The 22,319-nt window shown below is 73.0% G+C and carries 19 protein-coding genes; 9 read left to right on the forward strand and 10 right to left on the reverse strand.

Annotated elements, in window-relative coordinates; genetic code table 11:
- The first annotated feature begins 34 nt into the window (after positions 1-34).
- The 5 genes from EDD34_RS04285 (at position 35) to ilvC (ending at position 6,617) form a co-directional block, all read left to right on the forward strand.
- The gene (locus EDD34_RS04285; protein ID WP_170176964.1) at positions 35-2,065 is read left to right on the forward strand and encodes an ATP-binding cassette domain-containing protein; all 2,031 of its coding nucleotides are present in this window, start codon (positions 35-37) and stop codon (positions 2,063-2,065) included.
- A complete protein-coding gene (locus tag EDD34_RS04290) occupies positions 2,066-2,818 on the forward strand; it encodes a hypothetical protein (protein ID WP_123813469.1) in 753 nt (250 codons plus the stop codon).
- Between the two features lie 289 nt (positions 2,819-3,107).
- Positions 3,108-4,949: an acetolactate synthase large subunit gene (locus EDD34_RS04295; RefSeq protein ID WP_123813470.1), complete on the forward strand. Its 1,842-nt coding sequence runs from the start codon at positions 3,108-3,110 to the stop codon at positions 4,947-4,949.
- Positions 4,950-4,971: 22 nt separating this feature from the next.
- A complete protein-coding gene (gene ilvN, locus EDD34_RS04300) occupies positions 4,972-5,496 on the forward strand; it encodes an acetolactate synthase small subunit (protein WP_123813471.1) in 525 nt (174 codons plus the stop codon).
- 92 nt (positions 5,497-5,588) lie between these two features.
- Positions 5,589-6,617 (forward strand): ketol-acid reductoisomerase, encoded by a 1,029-nt coding sequence (gene ilvC / locus EDD34_RS04305; protein WP_123813472.1) that lies wholly within the window; start codon positions 5,589-5,591, stop codon positions 6,615-6,617.
- A gap of 35 nt (positions 6,618-6,652) precedes the next feature.
- Here the strand turns inward: ilvC and EDD34_RS04310 are convergent, their stop codons facing one another.
- A complete protein-coding gene (locus EDD34_RS04310) occupies positions 6,653-7,642 on the reverse strand; it encodes a DMT family transporter (RefSeq protein ID WP_246012181.1) in 990 nt (329 codons plus the stop codon).
- A 91-nt stretch (positions 7,643-7,733) separates the two neighbouring features.
- On the opposite strand from EDD34_RS04310, the gene EDD34_RS04315 reads away from it, so the two are divergent.
- The 3 genes from EDD34_RS04315 to EDD34_RS04325 all read left to right on the forward strand — a co-directional run bounded on the left by EDD34_RS04315 (position 7,734) and on the right by EDD34_RS04325 (position 10,721).
- Positions 7,734-8,345, forward strand: a complete 612-nt coding sequence (locus tag EDD34_RS04315; protein WP_246012182.1) for an ASCH domain-containing protein — start codon at positions 7,734-7,736, stop codon at positions 8,343-8,345.
- A gap of 65 nt (positions 8,346-8,410) precedes the next feature.
- Positions 8,411-9,475, forward strand: coding sequence for a 3-isopropylmalate dehydrogenase (locus tag EDD34_RS04320; protein ID WP_123813473.1), 1,065 nt, complete (start codon positions 8,411-8,413; stop codon positions 9,473-9,475).
- Positions 9,476-9,590: 115 nt separating this feature from the next.
- Positions 9,591-10,721, forward strand: coding sequence for a branched-chain amino acid aminotransferase (locus EDD34_RS04325; protein ID WP_123813474.1), 1,131 nt, complete (start codon positions 9,591-9,593; stop codon positions 10,719-10,721).
- 22 nt (positions 10,722-10,743) lie between these two features.
- On the opposite strand, the gene EDD34_RS04330 is transcribed toward EDD34_RS04325, so the two are convergent.
- From EDD34_RS04330 to EDD34_RS04355, 7 genes are read right to left on the reverse strand one after another with little or no spacing between them, the layout of a single operon-like run.
- Entirely contained in the window at positions 10,744-12,159 is a 1,416-nt protein-coding gene (locus tag EDD34_RS04330; RefSeq protein ID WP_123813475.1) for an alkaline phosphatase family protein, read from the reverse strand.
- Positions 12,156-13,340, reverse strand: a complete 1,185-nt coding sequence (gene eboE, locus EDD34_RS04335) for a metabolite traffic protein EboE (RefSeq protein WP_123813476.1) — start codon at positions 13,338-13,340, stop codon at positions 12,156-12,158. Before eboE ends, EDD34_RS04330 begins: the two co-directional genes overlap by 4 nt.
- A 9-nt stretch (positions 13,341-13,349) precedes the next feature.
- Positions 13,350-14,228 carry a TatD family hydrolase gene (locus EDD34_RS04340; protein ID WP_123813477.1) on the reverse strand — a complete coding sequence of 293 codons (879 nt, stop codon included), beginning with the start codon at positions 14,226-14,228 and terminating at the stop codon, positions 13,350-13,352.
- Between the two features lie 2 nt (positions 14,229-14,230).
- Entirely contained in the window at positions 14,231-14,935 is a 705-nt protein-coding gene (locus EDD34_RS20825; RefSeq protein WP_211341483.1) for an EboA domain-containing protein, read from the reverse strand.
- Entirely contained in the window at positions 14,932-15,789 is an 858-nt protein-coding gene (locus EDD34_RS20830) for a sugar phosphate isomerase/epimerase family protein (protein WP_211341484.1), read from the reverse strand. The genes EDD34_RS20825 and EDD34_RS20830 overlap by 4 nt, the downstream gene beginning before the upstream one ends.
- On the reverse strand, positions 15,786-16,682 hold the full coding sequence (locus EDD34_RS04350) for an SCO3242 family prenyltransferase (protein WP_123813478.1): 897 nt from the start codon (positions 16,680-16,682) through the stop codon (positions 15,786-15,788). Before EDD34_RS04350 ends, EDD34_RS20830 begins: the two co-directional genes overlap by 4 nt.
- Positions 16,679-17,938: an inositol-3-phosphate synthase gene (locus EDD34_RS04355; protein ID WP_123813479.1), complete on the reverse strand. Its 1,260-nt coding sequence runs from the start codon at positions 17,936-17,938 to the stop codon at positions 16,679-16,681. The genes EDD34_RS04350 and EDD34_RS04355 overlap by 4 nt, the downstream gene beginning before the upstream one ends.
- 383 nt (positions 17,939-18,321) lie before the next feature.
- On the opposite strand from EDD34_RS04355, the gene cimA reads away from it, so the two are divergent.
- On the forward strand, positions 18,322-20,001 hold the full coding sequence (gene cimA, locus EDD34_RS04360) for a citramalate synthase (RefSeq protein ID WP_123813480.1): 1,680 nt from the start codon (positions 18,322-18,324) through the stop codon (positions 19,999-20,001).
- A 45-nt stretch (positions 20,002-20,046) separates the two neighbouring features.
- On the opposite strand, the gene EDD34_RS04365 is transcribed toward cimA, so the two are convergent.
- Complete coding sequence (locus tag EDD34_RS04365; RefSeq protein WP_123813481.1) at positions 20,047-20,937, reverse strand: MurR/RpiR family transcriptional regulator; 891 nt, start codon at positions 20,935-20,937, stop codon at positions 20,047-20,049.
- Positions 20,938-20,970: 33 nt separating this feature from the next.
- Complete coding sequence (locus EDD34_RS04370; protein ID WP_170176966.1) at positions 20,971-22,128, reverse strand: N-acetylglucosamine kinase; 1,158 nt, start codon at positions 22,126-22,128, stop codon at positions 20,971-20,973.
- Positions 22,129-22,319: the final 191 nt, after the last annotated feature.

Consider the following 22,319-nt stretch of genomic DNA (forward strand, 5'->3'; position numbering starts at 1 on the left):
CCGGGGTGTACCCGGAATGCCCTACCCTGTCCGGGTGAACCGGGCCGATCACCCACAGACTCCCGCGGTCGCGGTCGAGACGCTCGGCCTGCGGAAGACCTACACGGGCGTCCGCGGCCGCACCGTCGCCGTCGACGGGCTCGATCTGCTCGTCCCCGCCCGCGGTGTCCACGTGCTGCTCGGGCCCGCGAAGGCCGGGAAGTCCACCGTGCTGAGACTCCTGCTCGGACTCGCCCGCGCGGACGCCGGCGCCGCACGGTTGCTGGGCGTGGCGGTGCCCGACGTCGGCCGTCAGCTGACCGGGCGCGTCGGCGCAGTCGTCGGCGAACCGGGATTTCTCGACCGGCTGACCGGCCGCCGCAATCTGCTGATGCACCCTGCGGCCACGAGCAAGGACCAGGTCGATGTCGCGCTCCGGCAAGCCGGGCTCGCGGACGTCGCCCTGGACGTCGTCGGCTCCTACGCCCCTGGCGCCCGGCGCCGGCTCGCACTCGCCGCGGCGCTCCTGCCCGGCCCCGACCTGCTGATCGTCGACGACCCGACACGCGGCCTCGACCCCACCGGCGCCCGCGAGCTGCGGACCCTCCTGCGCAAGATCGCCGGGCGCGGCCCCGCGGTCCTCATGACCACCGACGCGCTCGTCGAGGCGCAGCAACTCGCCGACACCGTCACCGTCCTGGCGGGCGGCCGCGTGGTCGGCGACGGACCCGCCGTCGAGGTGATCGGGGACCTCGCGACGGCGGTACGGCTGCGGGTGGACGACGGCGACCGCGCCGTCGCCGAGCTCACCGCCGCCAGGTTCCGGGCGCGCCGCGACGGCGACGCCGTGGTGGTCGACGGCGTCGCCGAGCCCGCCGAGGTCACCAAGGCGCTCGCGCGAAAGAAGCTGTACGTCACCGAGATGAGCACGCGGCGGGAGTCGCTGGAGTCGCTCGTGCGGCGGCTCGCGCCCGAGCCGGAGCCTCAGATCGCCCAGCCGAGTCGCGCCGAGCAGCGGGCCGCGCGCAAGGAGGCGGAACGGAAGGCCGCGCGGAAGAAGGAGGCGGTTGAGCAGAAGCGGGCGGAGAAGGAGGCGGTTGAGCGGAAGCGGGCGGGAGAAGAGACCGCCGAGCGGAACGCGGCAGGGAAGGACGCCGCCGAGCCGATGCGGACAGGGAAGGACACGGCTGAGCGGAAGCAGGTGGGGAAAGGGGCCGCTGAGCGGAAGCGGGCCGGGACGGACACCACCACCGAGCGGAAGGCAGCGCAGGAGTCCGCGCAGGCGTCCGAGGCCGGGAATGCGCCGGAGCGAGCAGCGCGGAAAGACGAGCGAGCCGCCCGGCGACAGGAGCGGGCAGCCCGGAAGCAGCAAGCGCGGGACGAGCGTGAGCTGGCCAAGCTCCTCGAGGAAGAGGAGCGTGAAGCCGCTGAACAGGCCCGGCGCGCGGCCAAGCAGGCCCGGCGTGAGGAGCGGGAGCTCGCGAAGCTGATCGCTGCCGAGAAGAAGCAGGAAAAGGCCACGACGAAGAAGACGACGAATACGGAGCCGGAGTCGGAGCCGAAGGCGAAGTTGGAACCGGAACCGGAACCAAAGTCCGAACCGAAGCCAAAGTCCGAACCGGAGTCGAAACCGAAGCCGAAGCCGAGGCCGGAACGAGAACCACAGCCGGCAGCGCCGTCGGACGCCGCCCACCAGACCGGCGAGCAACCTTCCCGGCGCCAGCAGCGCCGCGCCGCCTTCGACGCCAAGGTCGCCGAGAAGCAGGCCGCGTACGACGCCCGGGTCGTCGCACGGGAACAGGCCGCCGCCGAGAAGCAGGCCGCCCGGCTCGCCCGGGCCGAGAAGAAGCGGGCGAAGGAGAACGAGCGAGAGCTCCGGGAACACGTCAGGGCGGAGGACGAGCAGGGAAGCCGGAAGCGCTCACGCACCGGCACGGTGGCGGCCCTGCTCGGCGAGCGCGCGGCGGAGACCGTCGGCGGTGCCGCCGTGAACCGCGACCCCGACGAGCCGGCCCTCGAGACCAGCAGGAACGGCACGAGCAAGAACGGCACAAGCAAGAACCACGCCAGCGAGGAGAAGCCGTAGATGCGCCTGCTGTTCAAGGAACTGCAGCGGTTCGCCGCCCGGCCCCTCGCCTGGTGGGTCGCGGCCGGGATGCTCGTGTACGTCGCCACGGTGGTGGTCCTGGCCGCGATCACCGGCGACGACACCCTGACGCAGGCGGTCGCGGACGGCGACGTCGCCGGCTACGCCCTCGTCCCGGTCCTCTTCGCGTGCGTGGCCGGAGCCCTTCTGGTGGCCGGGCCGGCCGGCGGGACGCGTGCGCTGCTCACCGTCGAGCCGCGCCGCGATCGCGTGTACTGGATGAAGGCCGTCGCCGCCGGACTGGCCGTGCTTCCCGGTACGGCGGCCGCCTGCGTACTCCTCGTGGCCGGCCTGTGGGGCGTCGACGCCGTCGTCGGCCCTCCGGACGATGCGGGGACGACGGCGGACCCGGCCGGCCTGGTCTCGCAGCTCGCCTGGTCCGGGGTGCGGGTCCTGGCGCTCGCGGCCGTCGCGGCGGTGGGCGGGGCAGCGGTGGGTGCGGCGCTGGGGCGCTGGTGGGCGGCGGTCCTGGTGGTGCCCGGCGCGCTGTTCGGGCTGGAGGCCGCACTGGTGGGGCTGACGGCCGAGCACTGGTCCCCCCTGGCGCACGCGCGGGCGTGGGTCGTCGGGCCGGTGTCCGACGGAACGGGGCCGACGGGACCCTGGTGGCTGAGCGGCCTGTTCCTGCTCGTCGTCGCGGCTGCCGTGACGGCCCTCGGCCTGCTGGCGTTCCGGCGCCGCGAACTGCGGTGATCCAGGCGGGCGCGCACGCGCGGCGGTCTGCATGCCGTCCCACGCCCGCCGTCGTCATCTCGGATCGTGGGAACTTCGGCCCGGCAGGTGACACGAACGTCAATTCGGCGTAACGTGCGTCACGTGCAGACGAACCTTGTAGTACTTATTCCTGAGCGCGCCGACTGAGGCCACTCGCAGGCTTCGTCAGCGCGCTCGCCCCTCGCCTGTCGTCCACGGACGACCGAGGGGTTTCTTGTTGTCCGAAACATCCGCAGGCACCCCCATGGGGCGACGGCAGGAGACCGAAATGACCGCCACACCGACACCGGCCCAGCTCGCGGCGCGCGCCGAGGCGCGTGAGCAGGTACGCGCGGACCTTCGCGCCAAGGCTGTCACCACCGAGGAGGTGACCGGGGCGAAGTCGCTCGTCCGGTCCCTCGAGGAGGTCGGTGCGGAGACGGTCTTCGGCATCCCGGGCGGCGCCATCCTTCCGGCCTACGACCCGCTCATGGACAGCAAGCGACTACGGCACGTCCTCGTGCGCCACGAGCAGGGTGGCGGGCACGCGGCGTCGGGCTACGCGCATGCGACGGGCAAGGTCGGGGTGACGATGGCGACGTCCGGTCCGGGCGCGACGAACCTGGTCACGCCACTGGCCGACGCGCACATGGACTCGATCCCGATGGTCGCGATCACCGGCCAGGTGGCCGCGGGGGCGATCGGGACCGACGCGTTCCAGGAGGCGGACATCGTGGGGATCACGATGCCCATCACGAAGCACTCGTTCCTCGTCACGGACCCGGCCGAGATCCCGCGGACGATCGCCGAGGCGTTCCACATCGCCTCGACCGGCCGTCCCGGTCCGGTGCTGGTCGACATCGCCAAGTCCGCGATGCAGACGGACACCACGTTCTCCTGGCCCCAGGACCTCGCGCTGCCCGGCTACCACCCCGTGACCAAGCCGCACGCCAAGCAGATCCGCGAGGCGGCGAAGCTGCTCGCCACCGCCCGGCGCCCGGTGCTGTACGTGGGCGGCGGCGTGGTCCGCGCGGGCGCCTCCCCACTGCTGCGCAAGCTGGTGGACCTGTCCGGCGCACCCGTGGTGACCACCCTCATGGCGCGCGGGGCCGTGCCCGACTCGCACCCGCAGAACCTCGGCATGCCGGGCATGCACGGCACGGTGCCGGCGGTGGCTGCGCTGCAGAAGGCGGACGTGATCTTCGCGCTCGGCGCGCGGTTCGACGACCGCGTCACGGGCAAGCTGTCCTCGTTCGCGCCGCGCGCCGCCATCATCCACGCCGACATCGATCCCGCGGAGATCGGCAAGAACCGCGCGGTCGACGTGCCGATCGTCGGGGACCTGCGCGAGGTGATCGGGGACCTCCTGCCGGAGCTCGCCAAGGAGCACGAGGCGGTCGGCAAGCCCGACCTCGAGGGCTGGTGGCGCCAGGTGGACGGGTGGCGTGAGACGTACCCGCTCGGCTTCACGGAGACCGCCGACGGCCACCTCGCCCCGCAGCACGTCATCCAGCGGCTCGGCGAGCTGGCCGGGCCCGACGCGATCTACGCGGGCGGCGTGGGCCAGCACCAGATGTGGGCGGCGCAGTTCATCAGGTACGAGAAGCCGCGCACGTGGATCAACTCCGGCGGCCTCGGCACGATGGGCTACTCGGTCCCGGCCGCGATGGGCGCGAAGGCCGGTCAGCCCGACGCCGAGGTGTGGGCCATCGACGGCGACGGCTGCTTCCAGATGACCAACCAGGAGCTCGCGACCTGCACGATCAACGACATCCCGATCAAGGTGGCGGTGATCAACAACTCGTCGCTCGGCATGGTGCGCCAGTGGCAGACCTTGTTCTACAACGAGCGCTACTCCAACACGGACCTGCACACCGGTCACGGCACCGCCCGCGTGCCCGACTTCGTCAAGCTGGCGGAGGCCTACGGCTGCGAGGGGATCCGCGTGGAGAGCCCGTCCGAGGTCGACACGGCGATCAAGCGGGCCCGGGAGATCGACGACCGGCCCGTGGTCGTGGACTTCACGGTGTCGCGGGACGCGATGGTGTGGCCCATGGTCGCGGCCGGCGTGAGCAACGACGACATCCAGTACGCGCGCGGCATCTCGCCGGCGTGGGAACGCGAAGACTGAGCGAGGACGAGGAAGAAGAACCATGAGCCGTCATACCCTTTCCGTCCTGGTGGAGAACGAGCCGGGCGTGCTGACACGTGTCGCCGGCCTGTTCGCCCGTCGCGCGTTCAACATCCACTCGCTCGCCGTGGGGCCCACGGAGCACGAGGAGATCTCCCGTATCACCGTGGTGGTCGACGTGGAGGACCATCCGCTGGAGCAGGTGACGAAGCAGCTCAACAAGCTCGTGCAGGTCATCAAGATCGTCGAGCTCGACCCGTCCTCGTCCGTCCAGCGCGAGCTGCTGCTCGTGAAGGTGCGGGCCGACGCCGCCGCGCGGTCCGGGGTGCTCGAGGTGGTCGAGCTGTTCCGGGCGCACGTCGTCGACGTGACGCCCGACGCCGTGGTGATCGAGGCGACGGGCACCGACGCGAAGCTGAACGCCCTGCTCGCGGCGCTCGACCCCTTCGGGGTCCGCGAGATCGTCAAGTCGGGGACCCTCGCCATCGGGCGGGGCCCGCGATCCATCACCGACCGCGCGCTGGAGCGCGTGGTGCGGTCCGCGTGAGACCACCCCGCCCCCAGCCGGGTGGCGGGCTTACGCTGCGAAGAACTCACCGTTACGTCGACCTCATTCCCATCGATCAAGGAGCAAGAACCGTGGCTGAGCTGTTCTACGACGACGACGCCGACCTGTCGGTCATCCAGCAGAAGAAGGTGGCGGTGATCGGCTACGGCAGTCAGGGTCACGCGCACTCGCTGAACCTGCGCGACTCCGGTGTGGACGTCACCGTGGGCCTGCGCGAGGGTTCCCCCTCCCGGGCGAAGGCCGAGGACCAGGGCCTCAAGGTGGCGACCGTGGCAGACGCCGTGCGCGACGCCGACGTGGTCGTCATCCTGGCCCCGGACCAGGTCCAGCGTCTCGTGTACGCCGACGAGATCGCCCCGAACCTCAAGGAAGGCGCGGCCCTCGTGTTCGGCCACGGCTTCAACATCCGGTTCGGCTACATCAAGCCCGATGCCGACCACGACGTCTTCATGGTGGCGCCGAAGGGCCCCGGACACCTGGTGCGCCGCGAGTACGCCGACGGTCGGGGCGTCCCGGTGCTCGTCGCCGTCGAGCAGGACGCGTCCGGGAAGGCGTGGGAGACCGCGCTCTCGTACGCGAAGGCGATCGGCGGCCTGCGTGCCGCCGGGATCAAGACCACCTTCACCGAGGAGACGGAGACCGACCTGTTCGGTGAGCAGTCCGTCCTCTGCGGTGGCGCGTCGCAGCTGGTCCAGTACGGCTTCGAGACGCTGACCGAGGCCGGCTACCAGCCGGAGATCGCCTACTTCGAGGTGCTGCACGAGCTCAAGCTGATCGTCGACCTCATGGTCGAGGGCGGCATCGCGAAGCAGCGCTGGAGCGTCTCCGACACGGCCGAGTACGGCGACTACGTCTCCGGGCCGCGCGTCATCTCGCCCGAGGTGAAGGAGAACATGAAGGCGGTTCTCGGCGACATCCAGAACGGGAAGTTCGCCGAGCGCTTCATCGCCGACCAGGACGCCGGCGCGCCGGAGTTCAAGGAGCTGCGCGCCAAGGGCGAGCAGCACCCGATCGAGGAGACCGGCCGCGAGCTGCGCAAGATGTTCGCCTGGATCAAGCCGTCGGACACGGACTACGTGGAGGGCTCGGCCGCCCGCTGACGAGACGTCCCGGCCCGCCCGCGGGCGGGCCGGGATCAGGCCGCGCGGCGTTCGAACGTCAGCGGTACGGCCACCGCCACCAGGGTGAGAGCGGCACCGAGGTAGGTCGCCGGACCCGGCGCGGTCGCGCCCGGAACGGCGAGGTCGAGCACCAGGGCGCCAACGATCTGTCCCGCGATCATGCTCAGGCTCAGCACCAGGACGCCGACGCGGTGCACCACCGCCGCGCCGACCGCGATGAACCCGATGCCGATCATCCCGCCGGTGTAGAGCAGGGGGTTGCCCGGGAGGACGCCGTCGGGCAGGCCGTCGAACAGCAGGGACACCCCGAGCGCCAGGACGAGCGCGGTGGTGCCGACCACGAAGTTGACGAAGGTGGCGGCCAGCACGTCGCCCGCGGCGGCGCGCATGCGCCCGTTCACGGCCTGCTGCCAGGCCGATCCGACGCCCGCGAGCAGCGGCAGCACCGCCAGCACGAGAGCCGACGGCGACGCGACGTCACCGGACATCGCGATCCCCACGGCCACGACCGTCAGCAGCGGTCCGATGGCGCGCGGCAGCGTCACGAACCGCACGCCGCCCGGGCCCAGCCCCAGCCGGTCGACGACGACCGACCCCAGCGACTGGCCCGTCACGAACGCCACGATGAACACGGCCACGCCGAGCGTCCCCACGGCGAGGCCCTGGGACGCCACGAAGAACCCGCCGGCCGCCCCGCCGAGGCACTGCCAGGGCCGCAGGAGCGGACCGTCGCCCCCGGGGGAGCCCGGGCCGCCGCGGAGAGCGGCTCCGATCCGGCGCATTCCCCGGCGGCCGCGGCGGGAGACGAGCAGGGCGAGGCTCAGCGCCAGCAGGCCGGAGCCGAACGAGATGACGGCTGCGAGGTACCCGCTGCCGACGTGGTCGGCGAGGGTGCCGTTGACCCGGCTCTGGGTGGCGAGTCCGGCGCCGGCGAGGACCGCCAGGGCGACGGGCGCCAGGATCGAGAGACCGCCCCGCGAGGGGCGTGAGGAGGGCCGGGACACGTTCCGAGCGTAGGTTCCGCCGCCGGCTTCCGGCATGCCCGACGGCGTCGCGTGGGTCACAATCGCCGGGCGATGAGGCAGGATGGGTGGTGTGAGCGACGAGACGCGGGAACCCCGGAACGACGGACCCGAGAAGAGCTTCGATCCGGCCACCTTCGATCCTGCCACGTTCGATCCTGAGGACTACGCCGACGCGGACGCGGGTGACGAGGAGGTCGCGGTCGCGGTCCAGTCCTTCTGGGAGGCGATGCGGCCGTACGCCGGGATGGCGAAGACGGGCGTGGTGACCGGGGTGCTGGCCTCGGAGACGGTGCCGCCGCCGGCCTGGTCGTTCGGCGACAAGAAGGAACTCGCCGACGAGCTGCTGGAGCTGGTCCTGGAGGGCACCAAGACGGCGACGTCCTCGCTGGCGTGGGAGTTCGAGGACTCCGGCGAGCCGGTGCCGCAGGTCGGCGAGCTGTCCATCCTGCTCGACGGCGAGCGGCAGCCGCGGGCGCTCATCCGCACCACGAGCGTGGAGACGGTCCCGTTCGACGAGGTGGACGACGACGTGGCGGACGCCGAGGGCGAGGGCGACCGGACGCTGGAGCACTGGCGCGCGGAGCACGAGAAGTACTTCCGCCGCAACCTCCCGGAGGGGCGCGAGTTCGCGGAGGACATGCCGGTGGTGGTCGAGCGCTTCGAGCTCTTGTACCCCAGATGAGGAACGTGTCCCAGAGCATGAGACCCCTGTCTCATTTTCGCCGGCTTTCACGTTAGGCTCCGTGCATGGCGCAGAACGGGACGGACCAGCAGATCGACCTGGCAGTGGTGGCGGGCGACGGCATCGGCACCGAGGTCGTGGAACAGGGTCTGAGGGCTCTCGAGGCGGCGCTCGCGCCGAGCGGGACGAAGGTCGTGACCACCGAGTTCGACCTGGGCGCCCGCCGCTGGCACGCCACGGGCGAGACCCTCACCGACGACGACCTCGAGCGGATCCGGCAGCACGACGCCATCCTGCTCGGCGCGATCGGTGACCCGAGCGTCCCGTCCGGGGTCCTGGAGCGCGGTCTGCTCCTCAAGCTGCGGTTCGCGCTCGACCACTACGTCAACCTGCGCCCGTCCAAGCTCTTCCAGGGCGTGACCAGCCCGCTGGCCGATCCGGGCGAGATCGACTTCGTGGTGGTCCGCGAGGGCACCGAGGGTCCGTACACGGGCAACGGCGGTGCCCTGCGCGTCGGCACGCCGGCCGAGATCGCCACCGAGGTCAGCGTGAACACCGCGTTCGGCGTCGAGCGCGTGGTGCGCGACGCGTTCGCCCGTGCCGCGAAGCGCGAGCGCAAGCACCTCACCCTCGTGCACAAGCACAACGTGCTGGTGCACGCCGGCCACCTCTGGCGGCGCACCGTCGAGGCCGTGAACGCCGAGTTCCCCGAGGTCACCACCGACTACCTGCACGTGGACGCGGCGACGATCTTCCTCACGACGAACCCGAGCCGGTTCGACGTGATCGTCACCGACAACCTGTTCGGCGACATCATCACCGACCAGGCGGCGGCCATCACGGGCGGGATCGGGCTGGCGGGGTCGGCCAACATCAACCCGGACCGCACCGCCCCGAGCATGTTCGAGCCCGTGCACGGCTCGGCCCCCGACATCGCGGGGACCGGCAAGGCCGACCCGACCGCGACGATCCTGTCGGTCGGGCTGCTGCTGGACCACCTGGGCCACGCGGACGAGGCCGCCGTCGTCGAGGCGGCCGTCGCCGCGGACATCGCGGAGCGGGCGACGTCGTCCTCCGTACGCACCACGGCGCAGATCGGCGCCGACATCGCGGCCCGGGTCGCGGGGTAGCACATCCCCACGGCCGGGTACGCTGCCCGGCCGTGGAGCGCGTCCTCACAGGACAGGTCCCCTTCACCGGCCGGGCATGGAACACTGACTGCATCCGGTGAAAGGCTTTGAGATCATGACCACTATGTCCCATCACATCCTCCCGGCCGAGCTCGACGACCTCGTGGCCCGGTTCGAGGTGCGGCGCACCGACGCGCCGACATCGGAGGTCGAGCGCGCATCCCTGCTCGCCCAGCCCAGGTTCGGCACGGTCTTCACCGACCACATGGCCCGCGTCACCTGGCGTGCGGCCGACGGCTGGACCGGCCGCCGGGTCGAGCCGTACGGCCCGCTGCAGCTCGACCCGGCGACGGCCGTGCTGCACTACGCCCAGGAGATCTTCGAGGGCATGAAGGCGTACAAGCACGCCGACGGCTCGATCTGGACCTTCCGTCCCGAGCAGAACGCGCGGCGCTACGCCCGCAGCGCGCACCGCCTCGCCCTCCCAGAGCTCGCCGAGGAGGACTTCCTCGCGTCGATCGCCGCGCTGGTGCGGACCGACGTCGCCTGGGTCCCGGACGGCGAGGACTCCTCGCTCTACCTGCGCCCGTTCATGTTCGCCAGCGAGTCGTTCCTCGGCGTGCGGCCGGCCCTCGAGGTGGAGCACCTCGTCATCGCCTCGCCGGTGGGCCCGTACTTCCCGGGCGGGGTGCGGCCGGTGTCGATCTACCTGTCGGAGAAGTACCACCGCGCCGGGCCTCCCGGTGGCACGGGTGACGCGAAGTTCGGCGGCAACTACGCCGCCAGCCTGCTGCCGCAGATGGAGGCCCAGCAGCGCGGCTTCGACCAGGTGTGCTTCCTCGACGGGGCCGAGAGCACCTACCTCGAAGAGCTCGGCGGCATGAACATCTTCCTGGTGATGGCCGACGGCACGGTCCACACGCCGGAGCTGGGGTCCATCCTCGAGGGCATCACCCGCAAGTCGATCATCCAGCTCGCGCGCGACCGCGGCCACGAGGTCGTGGAGCGGCGCATCCCGGCCCGCGAGCTCGTGTCGGGCCTCGAGTCCGGCCAGGTGAAGGAGTTCTTCGCGTGCGGGACGGCGGCCGTGGTCACGCCGATCGGGCGGCTGGCGTCGTCGGACTTCGACGTCCAGGTGGGCGGCGGCGAGCCCGGTGAGCTGACCATGGCGCTGCGGGCCGAGCTGACCGACATCCAGTACGGCCGGTCCGAGGACCGCCACGGGTGGATGACGCGCCTGGCGTAGCGCGTGGCCGGCGGCCGGAGCCTCACACCGGCTGCCGGCGCTCCACCCCCTGCAGCTCCAGCACCAGGTCCTTCACCGACGCGGCGGGCACCAGCCCGTCGTCGTCGGCGACCTGTCGCGCGACCACGGCCGGCACCTCCGGGTCCGAGCACAGCACCAGGGGCGTGTCCGCGGCGGAGTCGGGCAGCCGCCCGTGCGAGCCGCGCACCCATGTCGCGTCCAGCGGCGTCGTGCTCATCGCGTACCGCAGGCCGAGCTTCTTGCGCACGAGGTTCAGCCCGGCGCGGGCCTTCGCGAAGCGGTCCGCCGGGTCGAAGAAGAGCTCGGCCGGGTCGTAGCCCGGCTTGCGGTGGATGTCCACGCCGCGGGCGAACTCCGGCGCCCGGTCGTCGTGCAGCCAGTAGTAGTAGGTGAACCAGGCGTCCGGTTCGGCCACCACGACGAGCTCGCCCGCGCGCTCGTGGTCCAGGCCGTAGGCCGCCTGCGCCTCGCGGTCCAGGACCTCGTCCACGCCGGGCTCCGCCCGCAGCATCGCCGCCACGCGCGGCACGTCCGCCGGGTCCGTCACGTACACGTGCGCCACCTGGTGGTCGGCGACGGCGAACGCCCGGGACGTCCACGGGTCCAGCAGCTCCCGCCCCTGCTGGGTGTACACCTCGAGCAGGCCCTCCCGCCGCAGCAGCCGGTTCAGGTGCACCGGCCGGGACACCGGCCCGATCCCGTACTCGGACACCACCACCACGGTCACGCCGTCGGCCTCCGCCTGGTCCAGGAGCGGCGCGAGCTCCGCGTCGAGGTCCGCCGCCGCCCGCTCGGCCTCCGGGGACTCCGGCCCGAACCGCTGCAGGTCGTAGTCGAGGTGCGGCACGTACGCCAGGGTCAGATCGGCGGCGCGGGTGGTCAGGAGATGCCGGGTGGCCGACACGATCCATCGTGTCGAGGCGATGGACGCCGTCGGGCCCCAGTACCGGAACAGCGGGAAGTCCCCGAACGCCTCGGTCAGCTCGCCGTGCAGCGCGGGCGGGCGCACGTACGCGTCCGGGGACTTGCGGCCGTCCGCGTGGTACACGGGCCGGGGCGTGACCGTGACCTGCGTGGTCATCCCCATCGCGTACCACCAGCAGACGTTCACGGCGTGATAGCCGGGGTCGGTCCGGCGTGCCGTCTCCCACAGCTTCTCGCCGCCGACGAGCCGGTTGTGCTGCCGCCACAGGTACACCTCGCCCAGCTCGCGGAAGTACCAGCCGTTCCCGACGATCCCGTGGTCGCGCGGCGCCAGCCCGGTCAGCATCGTCGACTGCACGCTGCACGTCACGGCCGGCAGCACGGTGGCCAGGCGTGAGGACCAGCCGTCGCGTGCCAGGCGGCCGAGCCGCGGCATGTGCGCCAGGGCGCGTTCGGTGAGCCCGACGACGTCGAGCAGCAGGACCGGCCTCATGCGGCGTCCTCCTCGCCGGCCAGGTTCTCCCGCGCCCAGCGCAGCTCGGCCGCGATGCCCGCCACCAGACCGTCGTCGTCCCCGCCGAGGCCCGCGACGCCGGCGGGCAGCACCGACCACGTGTACGTCTCCACGTCCAGGTGCGCCTCGTGCCCGTGCGGGGTGGCCCGCACGGCGGCGACCGCCTCGCGCAGCACACCGGTGGTCGACGCCAGCGGCGGTTCGGGCCGGGCGTGCAGCGGCACGTGGAAGTGCACCCGCCACGGGCCCTCACCCGGCAGGCCGGGGTGTCCGCGGGCGGTGCCCAGGGCCTCGTCCAGGTCGTCGGCCGCCAGCACGCCGCCCGACGACGTCCGCTCCCGCACCTGGTGCAGGTACCGCGGCTCGGCGAAGCGCCCGACGGCGGCACGCGACACCTCCCGGCCCGGCTCGTCCACCTGCAGGGCGGCCGACGCCTGGACCTTCACCACCCGCAGCCCGGCGTCCGCGATCCGCCGCACGGCGCCCGCCGGGTCGGCGAAGGACACGGCCAGATGACACGTGTCCAGGCAGACGCCGACATGCTCCGGGTCGATCCGCCGTTCCGCCGGGAGGGTGGAATCCGTCCGGGCGGCGAGCCAGCGCACGACGTCGTCCACCGTGTCGAGCACGCAGCCGGGCTCCGGTTCCACCGCGAGGCGGACGGCGTGGCCGGTCCGGTCCGCGAGCGCCCGCAGGTCGCCGGACAGGGTGGCCAGTGCGCGGGTGGACTCGTCGTCGTCGGCGGGTGTCCAGGGTGCGCGCCACGCGAGGGGCAGGGTGGAGATCGACCCGGAGGCGCCGTCGGGCAGGAGTCCGGCGAGGACGCGCGCGCAGGCCTGCGTGTACTGCAGGCGGGCGCGTTCGGCCCAGGTGGGGCGGTAGACGGAGCGGCCCACCACCGGGGTGTGGAAGCCGCCGTACGGGAACGCGTTGAGGGTGCGGACCTCCAGTCCGTGATCGGTGAGGGCGGTGCGCAGCCGGGCGATGTCGGCGGGTGATCCGTCGAGCTGGTGCGCGACTCGTGCCGGCAGCCACAGCCCCACGCCGAGCACGTCGAGCCCGGCGGCTTCGCGGACCGGTCCCGCGTGTGTGGTGAGCTGGGCGACGACGCCGTCGAGGTCTTCGGCGGGGTGCACGTTGGTGCAGTAGGAGAGATGCATGCCCGCCCCTTATGCCCGCACGCCGCGCAGGACGGACGAGCCCTCGAACTCGACGCCGGGCGCCGGTGGCTCGCCCGCCACGAACCCGGGCACCGGGTCCAGCAGGAGGTTGCCGGACTGTCCGTAGAACTCGACCGGGTTGCGCCACAGGACCTGGTCGACGTCGTCGTCGGTGAAGCCGTCGGCGAGCATCTCCCGGCCGGTGCGGGCCGTCTTGAGCGGGTCGGAGCGGCCCCAGTCGGCCGCGGAGTTCACGATCATCCGGCGGGTGCCGTACTCGCGCAGCAGGGCCACGGTGCGGCGCTCGTCCATCTTGGTGTCGGGGTACACGGAGAACCCGGCCCACATGCCGGCGTCGTGCACGAGCGCGACGGTGGTCTCGTTGAGGTGGTCCACGAGGACCCGTTCGGGTGGCAGCCCGGACTCGCGCACGACGTCGAGGGTGCGGCGGGTGCCCGCGAGCTTGTCCCGGTGGGGCGTGTGGACGAGGACGGGCAGGTCGGCGTCGCGGGCCAGTTCGAGCTGGGCGGCGAACACCTCGTCCTCGGCGGGGGTCATGGAGTCGAACCCGACCTCGCCGACCGCCACGACGCCGTCCTTGAGCAGGTAGCGCGGGATCTCCGTGAGGACCTCGCGGCAGCGCGGGTCGTTGGCCTCCTTGGGGTTGAGTGCGATGGCGGCGTGGTGCCGGATCCCGAACTGGGCGGCCCGGAACCTCTCCCAGCCCACCAGCGAGTCGAAGTAGTCCGTGAACGAGCCGGCCGAGGTGCGCGGCTGCCCCAGCCAGAAGGCCGGCTCGACGACGGCGCGCACTCCGGCGGCGTACATCGCCTCGTAGTCGTCGGTGGTGCGGCTGGTCATGTGGATGTGCGGGTCCAGGATGCGCATGGTCACTCCTTCGTGGTGCTCAGCAGCCGGGTGAGGTCGGGTGGGACGTCCCGTCCCGCGGCGCGGCGTTCGGCGGCCAGGTCGCGGGCCATGCGGGCCAGTTCGGCGTCGGCGCGTTCGCCGAGCCGCGCGACGGCGGTCAGCGGCACGGCCAGGAACACGAGCTTGAGCACGGCGTGCCGCCAGGTGTGGGCGTCCAGGTGGTGGCCGCCGAACGGGCCGACGGCTGCCGCGACCAGGCCGGCGTCGTTCGCTCGGAGGGCGTCCTCGGCGAGGGGGACGCCCGCCGCTGCCAGGGTGTCGGGGAGCGGGGTGTCGGCGGCGCGCAGGGTGAGCGCGTCGAGGGCGCGCAGGACGCCGCGCCGTTCGGCGGTGTCGCCGTCGTGGTAGAGCGTGGTGAGGAGGGCGGCGAGCTCCCTGGTGCCGGCCGTCGCGAGCGCGACGACGAGGGCGGCGCGCGCGGCGTCGTCGACCGTGCCGTGGACGACGCCCGTCGGGTCGGCGGAGGGGTGGAGGGGGCCGCGCCCCGTGCGGCGTCCGGCGAGGGCGAAGGTGCGGGGGAGGGCGGCCGGATCTCTGGCGAGGGCGTCGCGGGCCGTGTCGAGCCAGTCCGGGTCGCGCAGGAGGGGGCGCAGCGCGACGAGGTCCAGGGCGAGCCGGCCCGCGCCGGGCGGGACGGCGGTGCGGCTGGTGGGGACGCCGGTCATGCGGAGACCTCCTTCCAGGCCCTGGTCAGAGCCTCGATGGACGCGGCGACGAGTTCGGGGGCGGCGTGGGAGTGGCGGGGCAGTTCGACGGCGGCGACGCCCTGGTAGCCGATGTCGGCGAGCGTCGCGAGGGTGGCCGGCAGGTCGAGGTCCCCGTCGCCGAACGGCCGGTGCTCGTGGTGGGTGCGGGGCATGTCGTCGAGCTGCACGTTGCGCAGCACGGGCGCGGCGGCGCGCAGGGCGCCGTCGACGCCGCCGGGTTCCACGACGAGGCAGTGCCCGACGTCGACCGTCAGGCCCAGGCCGGGTGGGTCGCCCAGGTCGCGGCGCAGGGCCAGCGCGTCCTCGACGGTCTCGACGAGCATCCCGGGTTCCGGTTCGAGCGCCAGCGTCACGCCCCGCGCGGCCGCGTGCTCCAGGAGGACGGGCAGCCGGTCGAGCAGGCGGGCGCGCCCCTCGGCCGGCCGGTCGCCGGAGGGCAGGACGCCGGAGAAGAACGACACGCAGCGCGCGTCGAGGGCGGCGGCGACGTCGACGGCCCGGGTCAGGTAGCGCATCCGCCGGCCGGCGTCCCGGTCCACCAGGGTGGGCCGGTGCTTGCGCGCCGGGTCGAGGAGGTAGCGGGTGCCGGTCTCGACGACGACGGCGGCGCCGGCGCCGTCCCGCATCGCCGCCATTCGTGCGCCCACCCCCGCGACGGCACCGGGCGGCGCCGACAGGGGGTCCAGGTGCGGGAACCCGAGGGTGAGCGCGACGGCGTCGTACCCGGCGTCGTCGAGCAGGTCGAGGGCGGCGGGCAGGGGATGGTCCGCCAGCCCGTTCGTGCCGTAGCCGATCAGGAACGGTGGTCTCATGTGATGCTCACCTGCCGGTGGCCCCGGGTTCGCGCGCGACGGCGGAGAGCGGACCCCGCGGCGGCCACCCCGCCCAGGACGAGGGCCGTCACCGGTCGGCCGGAGCGTGCGGCCCACGTCGCCTGGAGCGGGATCATCGCGTGCAGGCCGGAGCGGGTGGCGTGGCGTGCGGCGCTCGCCGTCGGAGCCGCCGCGGCCCGGAGCTGGCCGGGCAGGCACGTGGCGGCGTAGGCGAGGGCGGCGGCCGCGGTGGCGGGGAGGGTGGACCGCCGGGCGACCGCGACGGGAACCAGCGCGCCCGCGACCGTGACGCCCGCGACCGACGCCGCCACGGCCGGCGTCGTCCCCCGGACCTCGCCGCGGGACAGCGCCGTGACCGCCGCGGTGTGTGCCGCCAGGCCTGCCGCTGCCGGGGCGGCGGCGTGGAGGCTGCCGGTGGTGGCGCCGAGCAGCACGTCCAGGCCGCGGCAGGCGGCCATCGCCGCGGGGCCGAGCACCGCATGGTGCTTGAGCACGGTGTCGTAGGCCCAGACGCCGGACGCGATGCCGGAGGCGACGGCGACCCCGCGGCGGCCGGTGGCGAGGCCGGCGGCCGCGACTCCGGCGGCGGTCAGGGCGGCGCCGGTGGTGAGGGCGGCCGCCGGGGTGACGCGTCCCGACGGGATCGGCCGCTCGGGACGCTCGACGGCGTCGAGGTCACGGTCGGCCCAGTCGTTGAGGGCCATGCCGGCCAGGTGGAGGCAGGCGGACGCGGCCGGCAGCAGGAGATGGCGCGCCGCGACGGGCCCGCGGCCGGCGGCGTGCCCGGCGAGCGTGTCCCCGACGACGGTCAGGGCGGCGGGCAGCCGCACGAGCTCGGCCAGGGCCGACGCCGTCGGGACCCGGGCCGTCATCGAGAGCCCTCGCCGGCGCCGCCGTCCGCGTTCCGGCGTGGCGCGCCCGTCGCCGGCACCCGGGCCGCCGTGTCACGGACCCAGTCGGTGAGCGCCCGTTCCTGGGCCGCGGTGTCGTGGAGGTCCGAACCCCACGGGTCCTTGAAGAAGAACCCGAGCTCCGGGATCGGTCCCGTGAGCCCGGCCGCGTGCGCGAGCCCGAGCAGGCGCGCCAGGTCGAGCACGAGCGGAGCGGCGAGCATCGAGTCGTAGGCGCTCCAGGTGGTCTGGAGGGTCAGGCGCGAGCCGAGGAACCCCTCGGCGTGCACGTGGTCCCACGCGACCTTGACGTCGCCGAGGTCGGGGACGTAGTCGATGTGCAGGGGCGTGGTGTCCGTGCCGGTGATGGCCCGCAGCCCACGGGACTTGCTGCTCAGCTTGGAGTCGACGGCGTGCGGGTCGGCGAGCGTGGCGCCGTCCCCACCGCCCAGCAGGTTCGTGCCCGACCAGGACAGGACCCGCAGGTTGCGTGCGGCGAACGCGGGCGCGACGACGGTGCGCAGCCAGGTCTGGCCCGTCTTGCCGTCCTGGCCGGCGAAGGGGATGCCGTGCTCCGTGGCGAGGTGGGTCAGCGCGGGCAGCGCGATGCTCGCGCTCGGCGTGAAGGCCGCGTACGGCGCTCCCGCGAGGATCGCCGCGTACGCGTACAGGGACGACGCCGGCAGCGGTGTGCGGTCCGGATCGGCGAGGGCGGCGGCGAGCAGGGCGGCGTCGTCGTGCTCCGGGAGGGGGTCGGGGAGCGGCTCGGTCGAGGCGACGTCGACCACGACGACGCGTTCCAGGCCGTGCCGCTCCCGGAACGCGACGATGTCGGCGGCCAGGCGCTCGGCCGTGGCCTGGCCGCTGCCCTCGGGACGGGCGGGATCGTGCCCGGGCCTGACCTCCGCGTCGGCGGCGTCGAGGGCTTCGCGCGTGAGGGTGACCAGCCGGGAGGGGAGCATGCCGGCGTCGGCGAGCGCCTCCGCACGCTTGGGCAGGGGGCAGGCGGACAGGTCGTGTCCGCCGATGACGATGTTCTCGAAGCCCGGCATCGCGGCCGTGGCGAGGCCGGGGCGTGCGGTGACGCAGCCGGTGGGGTCGGCGTGGCCGCCCGCGAGGGCGGCGAGTCCGAGGGTGGCGGTCGTGGCCACCGAACCGCGCGCTCCGATCAGCCAGAGGCCGGTCGTCGGGCGGTCGCTGCGGGCGGAGGCGTCCGCGCGGTCGTGGTCAGGATGCATCGGTGCTCCCCGTTCGTCGCTCGCCGGGGCAGCGCTGCCCCGGGCACCCTTCACGCTAGCCGGGCTTATGCCGAGAATCAATCAAAAGTGCCGACCAAATTCGCACAAGGGTCGGTGCGGTAGGGCGTCCCGAATCATGGTGAACACCTACCGCGCAGACCGCACGTGTGGCACTATGGCCCGCATGACCCTGCGCAGCACCCCGCGTCCGGCGATCATCATTCGTTAGCGCGTCCAGTTCCGTTCCGCTGGACGCGCAGGCCTTCCGTACCCCCGGAGGGTCTTTTTCTTTGCCCGCAGAGCCACAAGCTCCTCCGCCCGTTCTCGCACGCCAGTCCCGGCCCCAAGGGGCCGTGACTCCTCGCACGGAAGAGACCCGACGCATGCGTACCGCCTCACCGTTCCACGTCTACGACACCACCCTGCGCGACGGGGCCCAGCAAGAGGGCATGAACCTCTCGGTCACGGACAAGCTCGCCATCGCGGCCCAGCTGGACGAGTTCGGCGTCGGCTTCATCGAGGGTGGCTGGCCGGGTGCCGTACCGAAGGACACCGACTTCTTCGCCCGCGCGGCCAAGGAGCTCACCCTGCACAACGCGGTCCTGGCGGCGTTCGGCGCGACGCGCCGGGCGGGCACGCGCGCCGGCGACGACCCGCAGGTCCGCGCCCTGCTCGACGCCGAGACGCCCGTCGTCACGCTCGTGGCCAAGTCCGACGTGCGGCACGTGGAGCGCGCGCTGCGCACCACCCGCGAGGAGAACCTCGCGATGATCCGCGACACCGTCGCGTTCCTGGCCGGCGAGGGCCGCCGGGTCGTGCTCGACGCCGAGCACTTCTTCGACGGCTATCGGCACGACCCCGCGTACGCTCTCGCCGCCGCGCGCACCGCGTTCGAGGCCGGCGCCGAGGTGGTCTGCCTGTGCGACACGAACGGCGGGATGATCCCCACGTGGGTGTCGCAGATCGTCGCCGAGGTGCTCGACGCCGTCGGCCCCACCGCCGTCGGCCGGGCCGGTGACGACGGGCGCCCGGTGGGACCCGTGCTCGGCATGCACGCGCACAACGACTCGGGCTGCGCCGTCGCCAACACCCTGGCGGCCGTCGAGGCCGGCGCGACGCACGTGCAGGGCACCGTCAACGGGTACGGCGAGCGCACCGGCAACGCGGACCTCGTCGCGGTGACCGCGAACCTCCAGCTCAAGCTCGGGATGGAGCTCGTGCCGGAGGCCGGTCTGCGGGAGGCGACCCGGATCGCCCACGCGATCAGCGAGATCACGAACCTTTCCCCGTTCGCCCGGCAGCCCTACGTGGGACAGAGCGCGTTCACGCACAAGGCCGGCCTGCACGCCAGCGCCATCCGCGTCGACCCGGACCTGTACCAGCACATGGACCCGAAGGACGTCGGGAACGACATGCGGATGCTGGTCAGCGACATGGCCGGGCGCGCGTCGGTGGAGCTCAAGGGCCGTGAGCTCGGGTTCGACCTGTCGGACCGCAAGGACGTGCTCGCCCGCGTGACCGACCGGGTCAAGCACGACGAGGCGCGCGGCTACACCTACGAGGCCGCCGACGCGTCGTTCGAGCTGGTGCTGCGGGACGAGCTGGGTGAGCTGCCGCGGTACTTCGAGACGCAGTCGTGGCGCACCATCATGGAGACCGTCCCGGACGGGCACACCCCCGCCGACGTGTACGGACCCGAGGCCGAGGCGTTCGCCGAGGCGACCGTGAAGATCATGGTGGGTGGCGAGCGGATCGTGGCCACGGGGGAGGGCACCGGGCCGGTCGACGCGCTGGACCGCGCGGTGCGGCAGGCGCTGACCTCCGTCTACCCGGACCTGCGGCGGTTCGAGCTCATCGACTTCAAGGTCCGCATCCTCGACACCGACCAGGGCACGGACGCCCGCACCCGCGTGCTCGTCGAGACCGCCGACGGCGAACGCTCCTGGTCCACCGTGGGCGTGGGCCCCAACGTGATCGAGGCGGCCTGGGAGGCGGTCACCGGGGCATACGTCTACGGCCTGATCAAGGCCGGTGTCTCCCCGGCGGGCCCGTCAGCCGGATGAGACCGCGGCGCGGCGGCCGGCTGGTCGCCGCGCCGCGGGACGCCGTCAGTCGTTGCGGGACGGGCGGCTGAACTCCATGCGCTGGTCCGCCACCGCGTCGGCCGTCAGGCGGATCGCCTCCTGCGACCTGTCGTAGCTGCGCTGCGCCACCCGGACGAACAGGAAGTCCACGATGGTCAGCTGGGCGATACGGCTCGCCATCGCACCCGCGCGGAACTTGGTCTCCCGGGCCGTGGTGGCGAGCACCAGGTCGGCGACCTTGCCGATCGGTGCGTCCGGGTAGTTGGTGATGGCGGCGGTGATGGCGCCCCGCCGGTGGGCGAGCTCCAGGGCCGTGTTGGTCGCCCGCGTCTGGCCGCTGTGCGAGATGCCGATCGCGACGGCGCCCGGGTCGAGCACCGCGGCCGAGGACTGCTGGAGGTCCGCGTCGGGCGAGCAGAAGGCGATCCGTCCGATGCGCTGCAGCTTGATCGCGAGGTCCTGCGCGGCGATGTGGGACGCGCCGACGCCGTACACGGCGAGCTGCGGGGCCGCGGAGATCGCTTCCGCGAGCTTGTCGAGGACCTCCCGGTCCACGTCGCGCGCCGTGTCCTCGATGGTGCGGGCCTCGTGGAAGGCGATCTTGTTCACGACGTCGTCGACGCCGTCGGTCTGGGTGAGCTCACCCTGGGCGATGCCGGAGCGTTCGAGCTCGAGGTCCCGCCGGCTGGTGGCCTGCGCGAGGTCGATCCGGAACTCCGGGTAGCCCGCGTAGCCGATCGCGCGGCAGAACCGCACCACGGTGGCCTGCGAGGTGTCGGCCTCACCCGCGAGCTCGGTGATCGTGGAGGCGACGACCAGGCTCGGGTTCTCCAGCACCGTCTCGGCGACGCGCGCCTCGGCGGGGCGCAGCGTCGGGAGCGAGCGGCGGAGCTTGACGAGCACGTCACCGGTCATCGGTGGGGTCTCCAGTCGTCGGGCCCGGGTACGTCATGCGATCCCCGGGGTGTCGGGCAGTACGTTGGGCAGCTCCGTGGCGGAGAACTGCGCGGTGGACATGGAGCTGAACATATCTGCCCCGGTGTCGGTGGACTCACCAGCGGTGTGGCGGCCGTCGACCCGCACGGTCAGCCACGGGCGATACCCGACCACGCTGGCCGGATCCACCGCGAGGCGGCGCGCGAGCAGCCTGGCGCCGTCGAGCGGCGTGCCCTCGCAGGGCACCAGCCGGACTCCGGGGCGCTCCTGCCTGAGGTTCTCGTGCAGCGACTCGGTCAGCGGGGACGGGCGGTGCGCCAGCCGGCCGGTGATCGACGCGAGCTGCGGGATGTCCGGGGTGAGCGCGGTGGCCAGCGTCGCCGCGAGATGCCGCCCGGCCTCGACGAGGATTCCGTGGGCGGTCGTGTCACCTTCGGCCGCCGCGCTCATCACCGCGGGCGCGAACGAGGCGAGCTTCGCCGCGCGGTCGTTGCTCATGTACAGCTGGGCGGGCCAGCTCGCGACCGGGCCGAGCTTCTGGGTGGCGACCTCGAGCAGCCGTTCGGACCTGCCGCGCGTGCGCCCGTCGTGCGCGGCCGTGGCGGCGCGCAGCGCCTCCGTGCCCACCCAGACACCGGCGCCGAGATCGCCGAGCAGATGACCCCAGCCGTCGGCGCGGTGCCAGCGGCCCTTCTGGTCGAACGAGAACGCGACCGCACCCGTGCCGACGGAGAGCACCGCGCCCGCGCGGCCCCGCAGGGCGCCCATGTGAGCGGTCAGCGCATCGCCCGCGACGGCCGTGCGGTTCGTCTGCAGCAGCGCGCCCATGATGTCGTGGATCTCGGCGGCGCTGGGCACGACGGTGGTGAGGCCGGTCGTCCCGACCGCGGCGGCGAGGACGTGCGGGGGCTGCTGGAAGTGGTACTCCGCGTTCTTGACCCAGTACAGGAAGGTCTCGCAGAGTCCCCGGACGACCTGGGCCGCGTTGCTGCCCTCGGACAGCATCTTGACGGGCTCACCCTCCAGGGTGATCGTGATGCCCTCGCGCTGTCGGCCGCCGTCCCTGAACTCGGCGGTCAGGCGTGAGCCGCTGCCGCCCACGTCCATCGCGACGATCCAGCCGGCGGTGTCGCCGACGGCTGGCCCGTCCCCCTCTGTGTCAGTCTGCACCCATCCATTCTGGCACGAATTCCCCCCAAGATTGCGTAAAGAATCCTGGAAATTCGCGCATATTACGCGCGAAATATCCGGCATGCGGAGGCGTGCTAATGGCTCCGGCGCGGGGGTCTCGATGCGACGTGTTGGCGCAGTCGTGTGACCGGGCTAGCATCACGTTTTGATAACGGTCGGGTACGATGGTT

Origin of the sequence: Myceligenerans xiligouense (genome assembly GCF_003814695.1) — a bacterium.
Lineage (GTDB): Bacteria > Actinomycetota > Actinomycetes > Actinomycetales > Cellulomonadaceae > Myceligenerans > Myceligenerans xiligouense.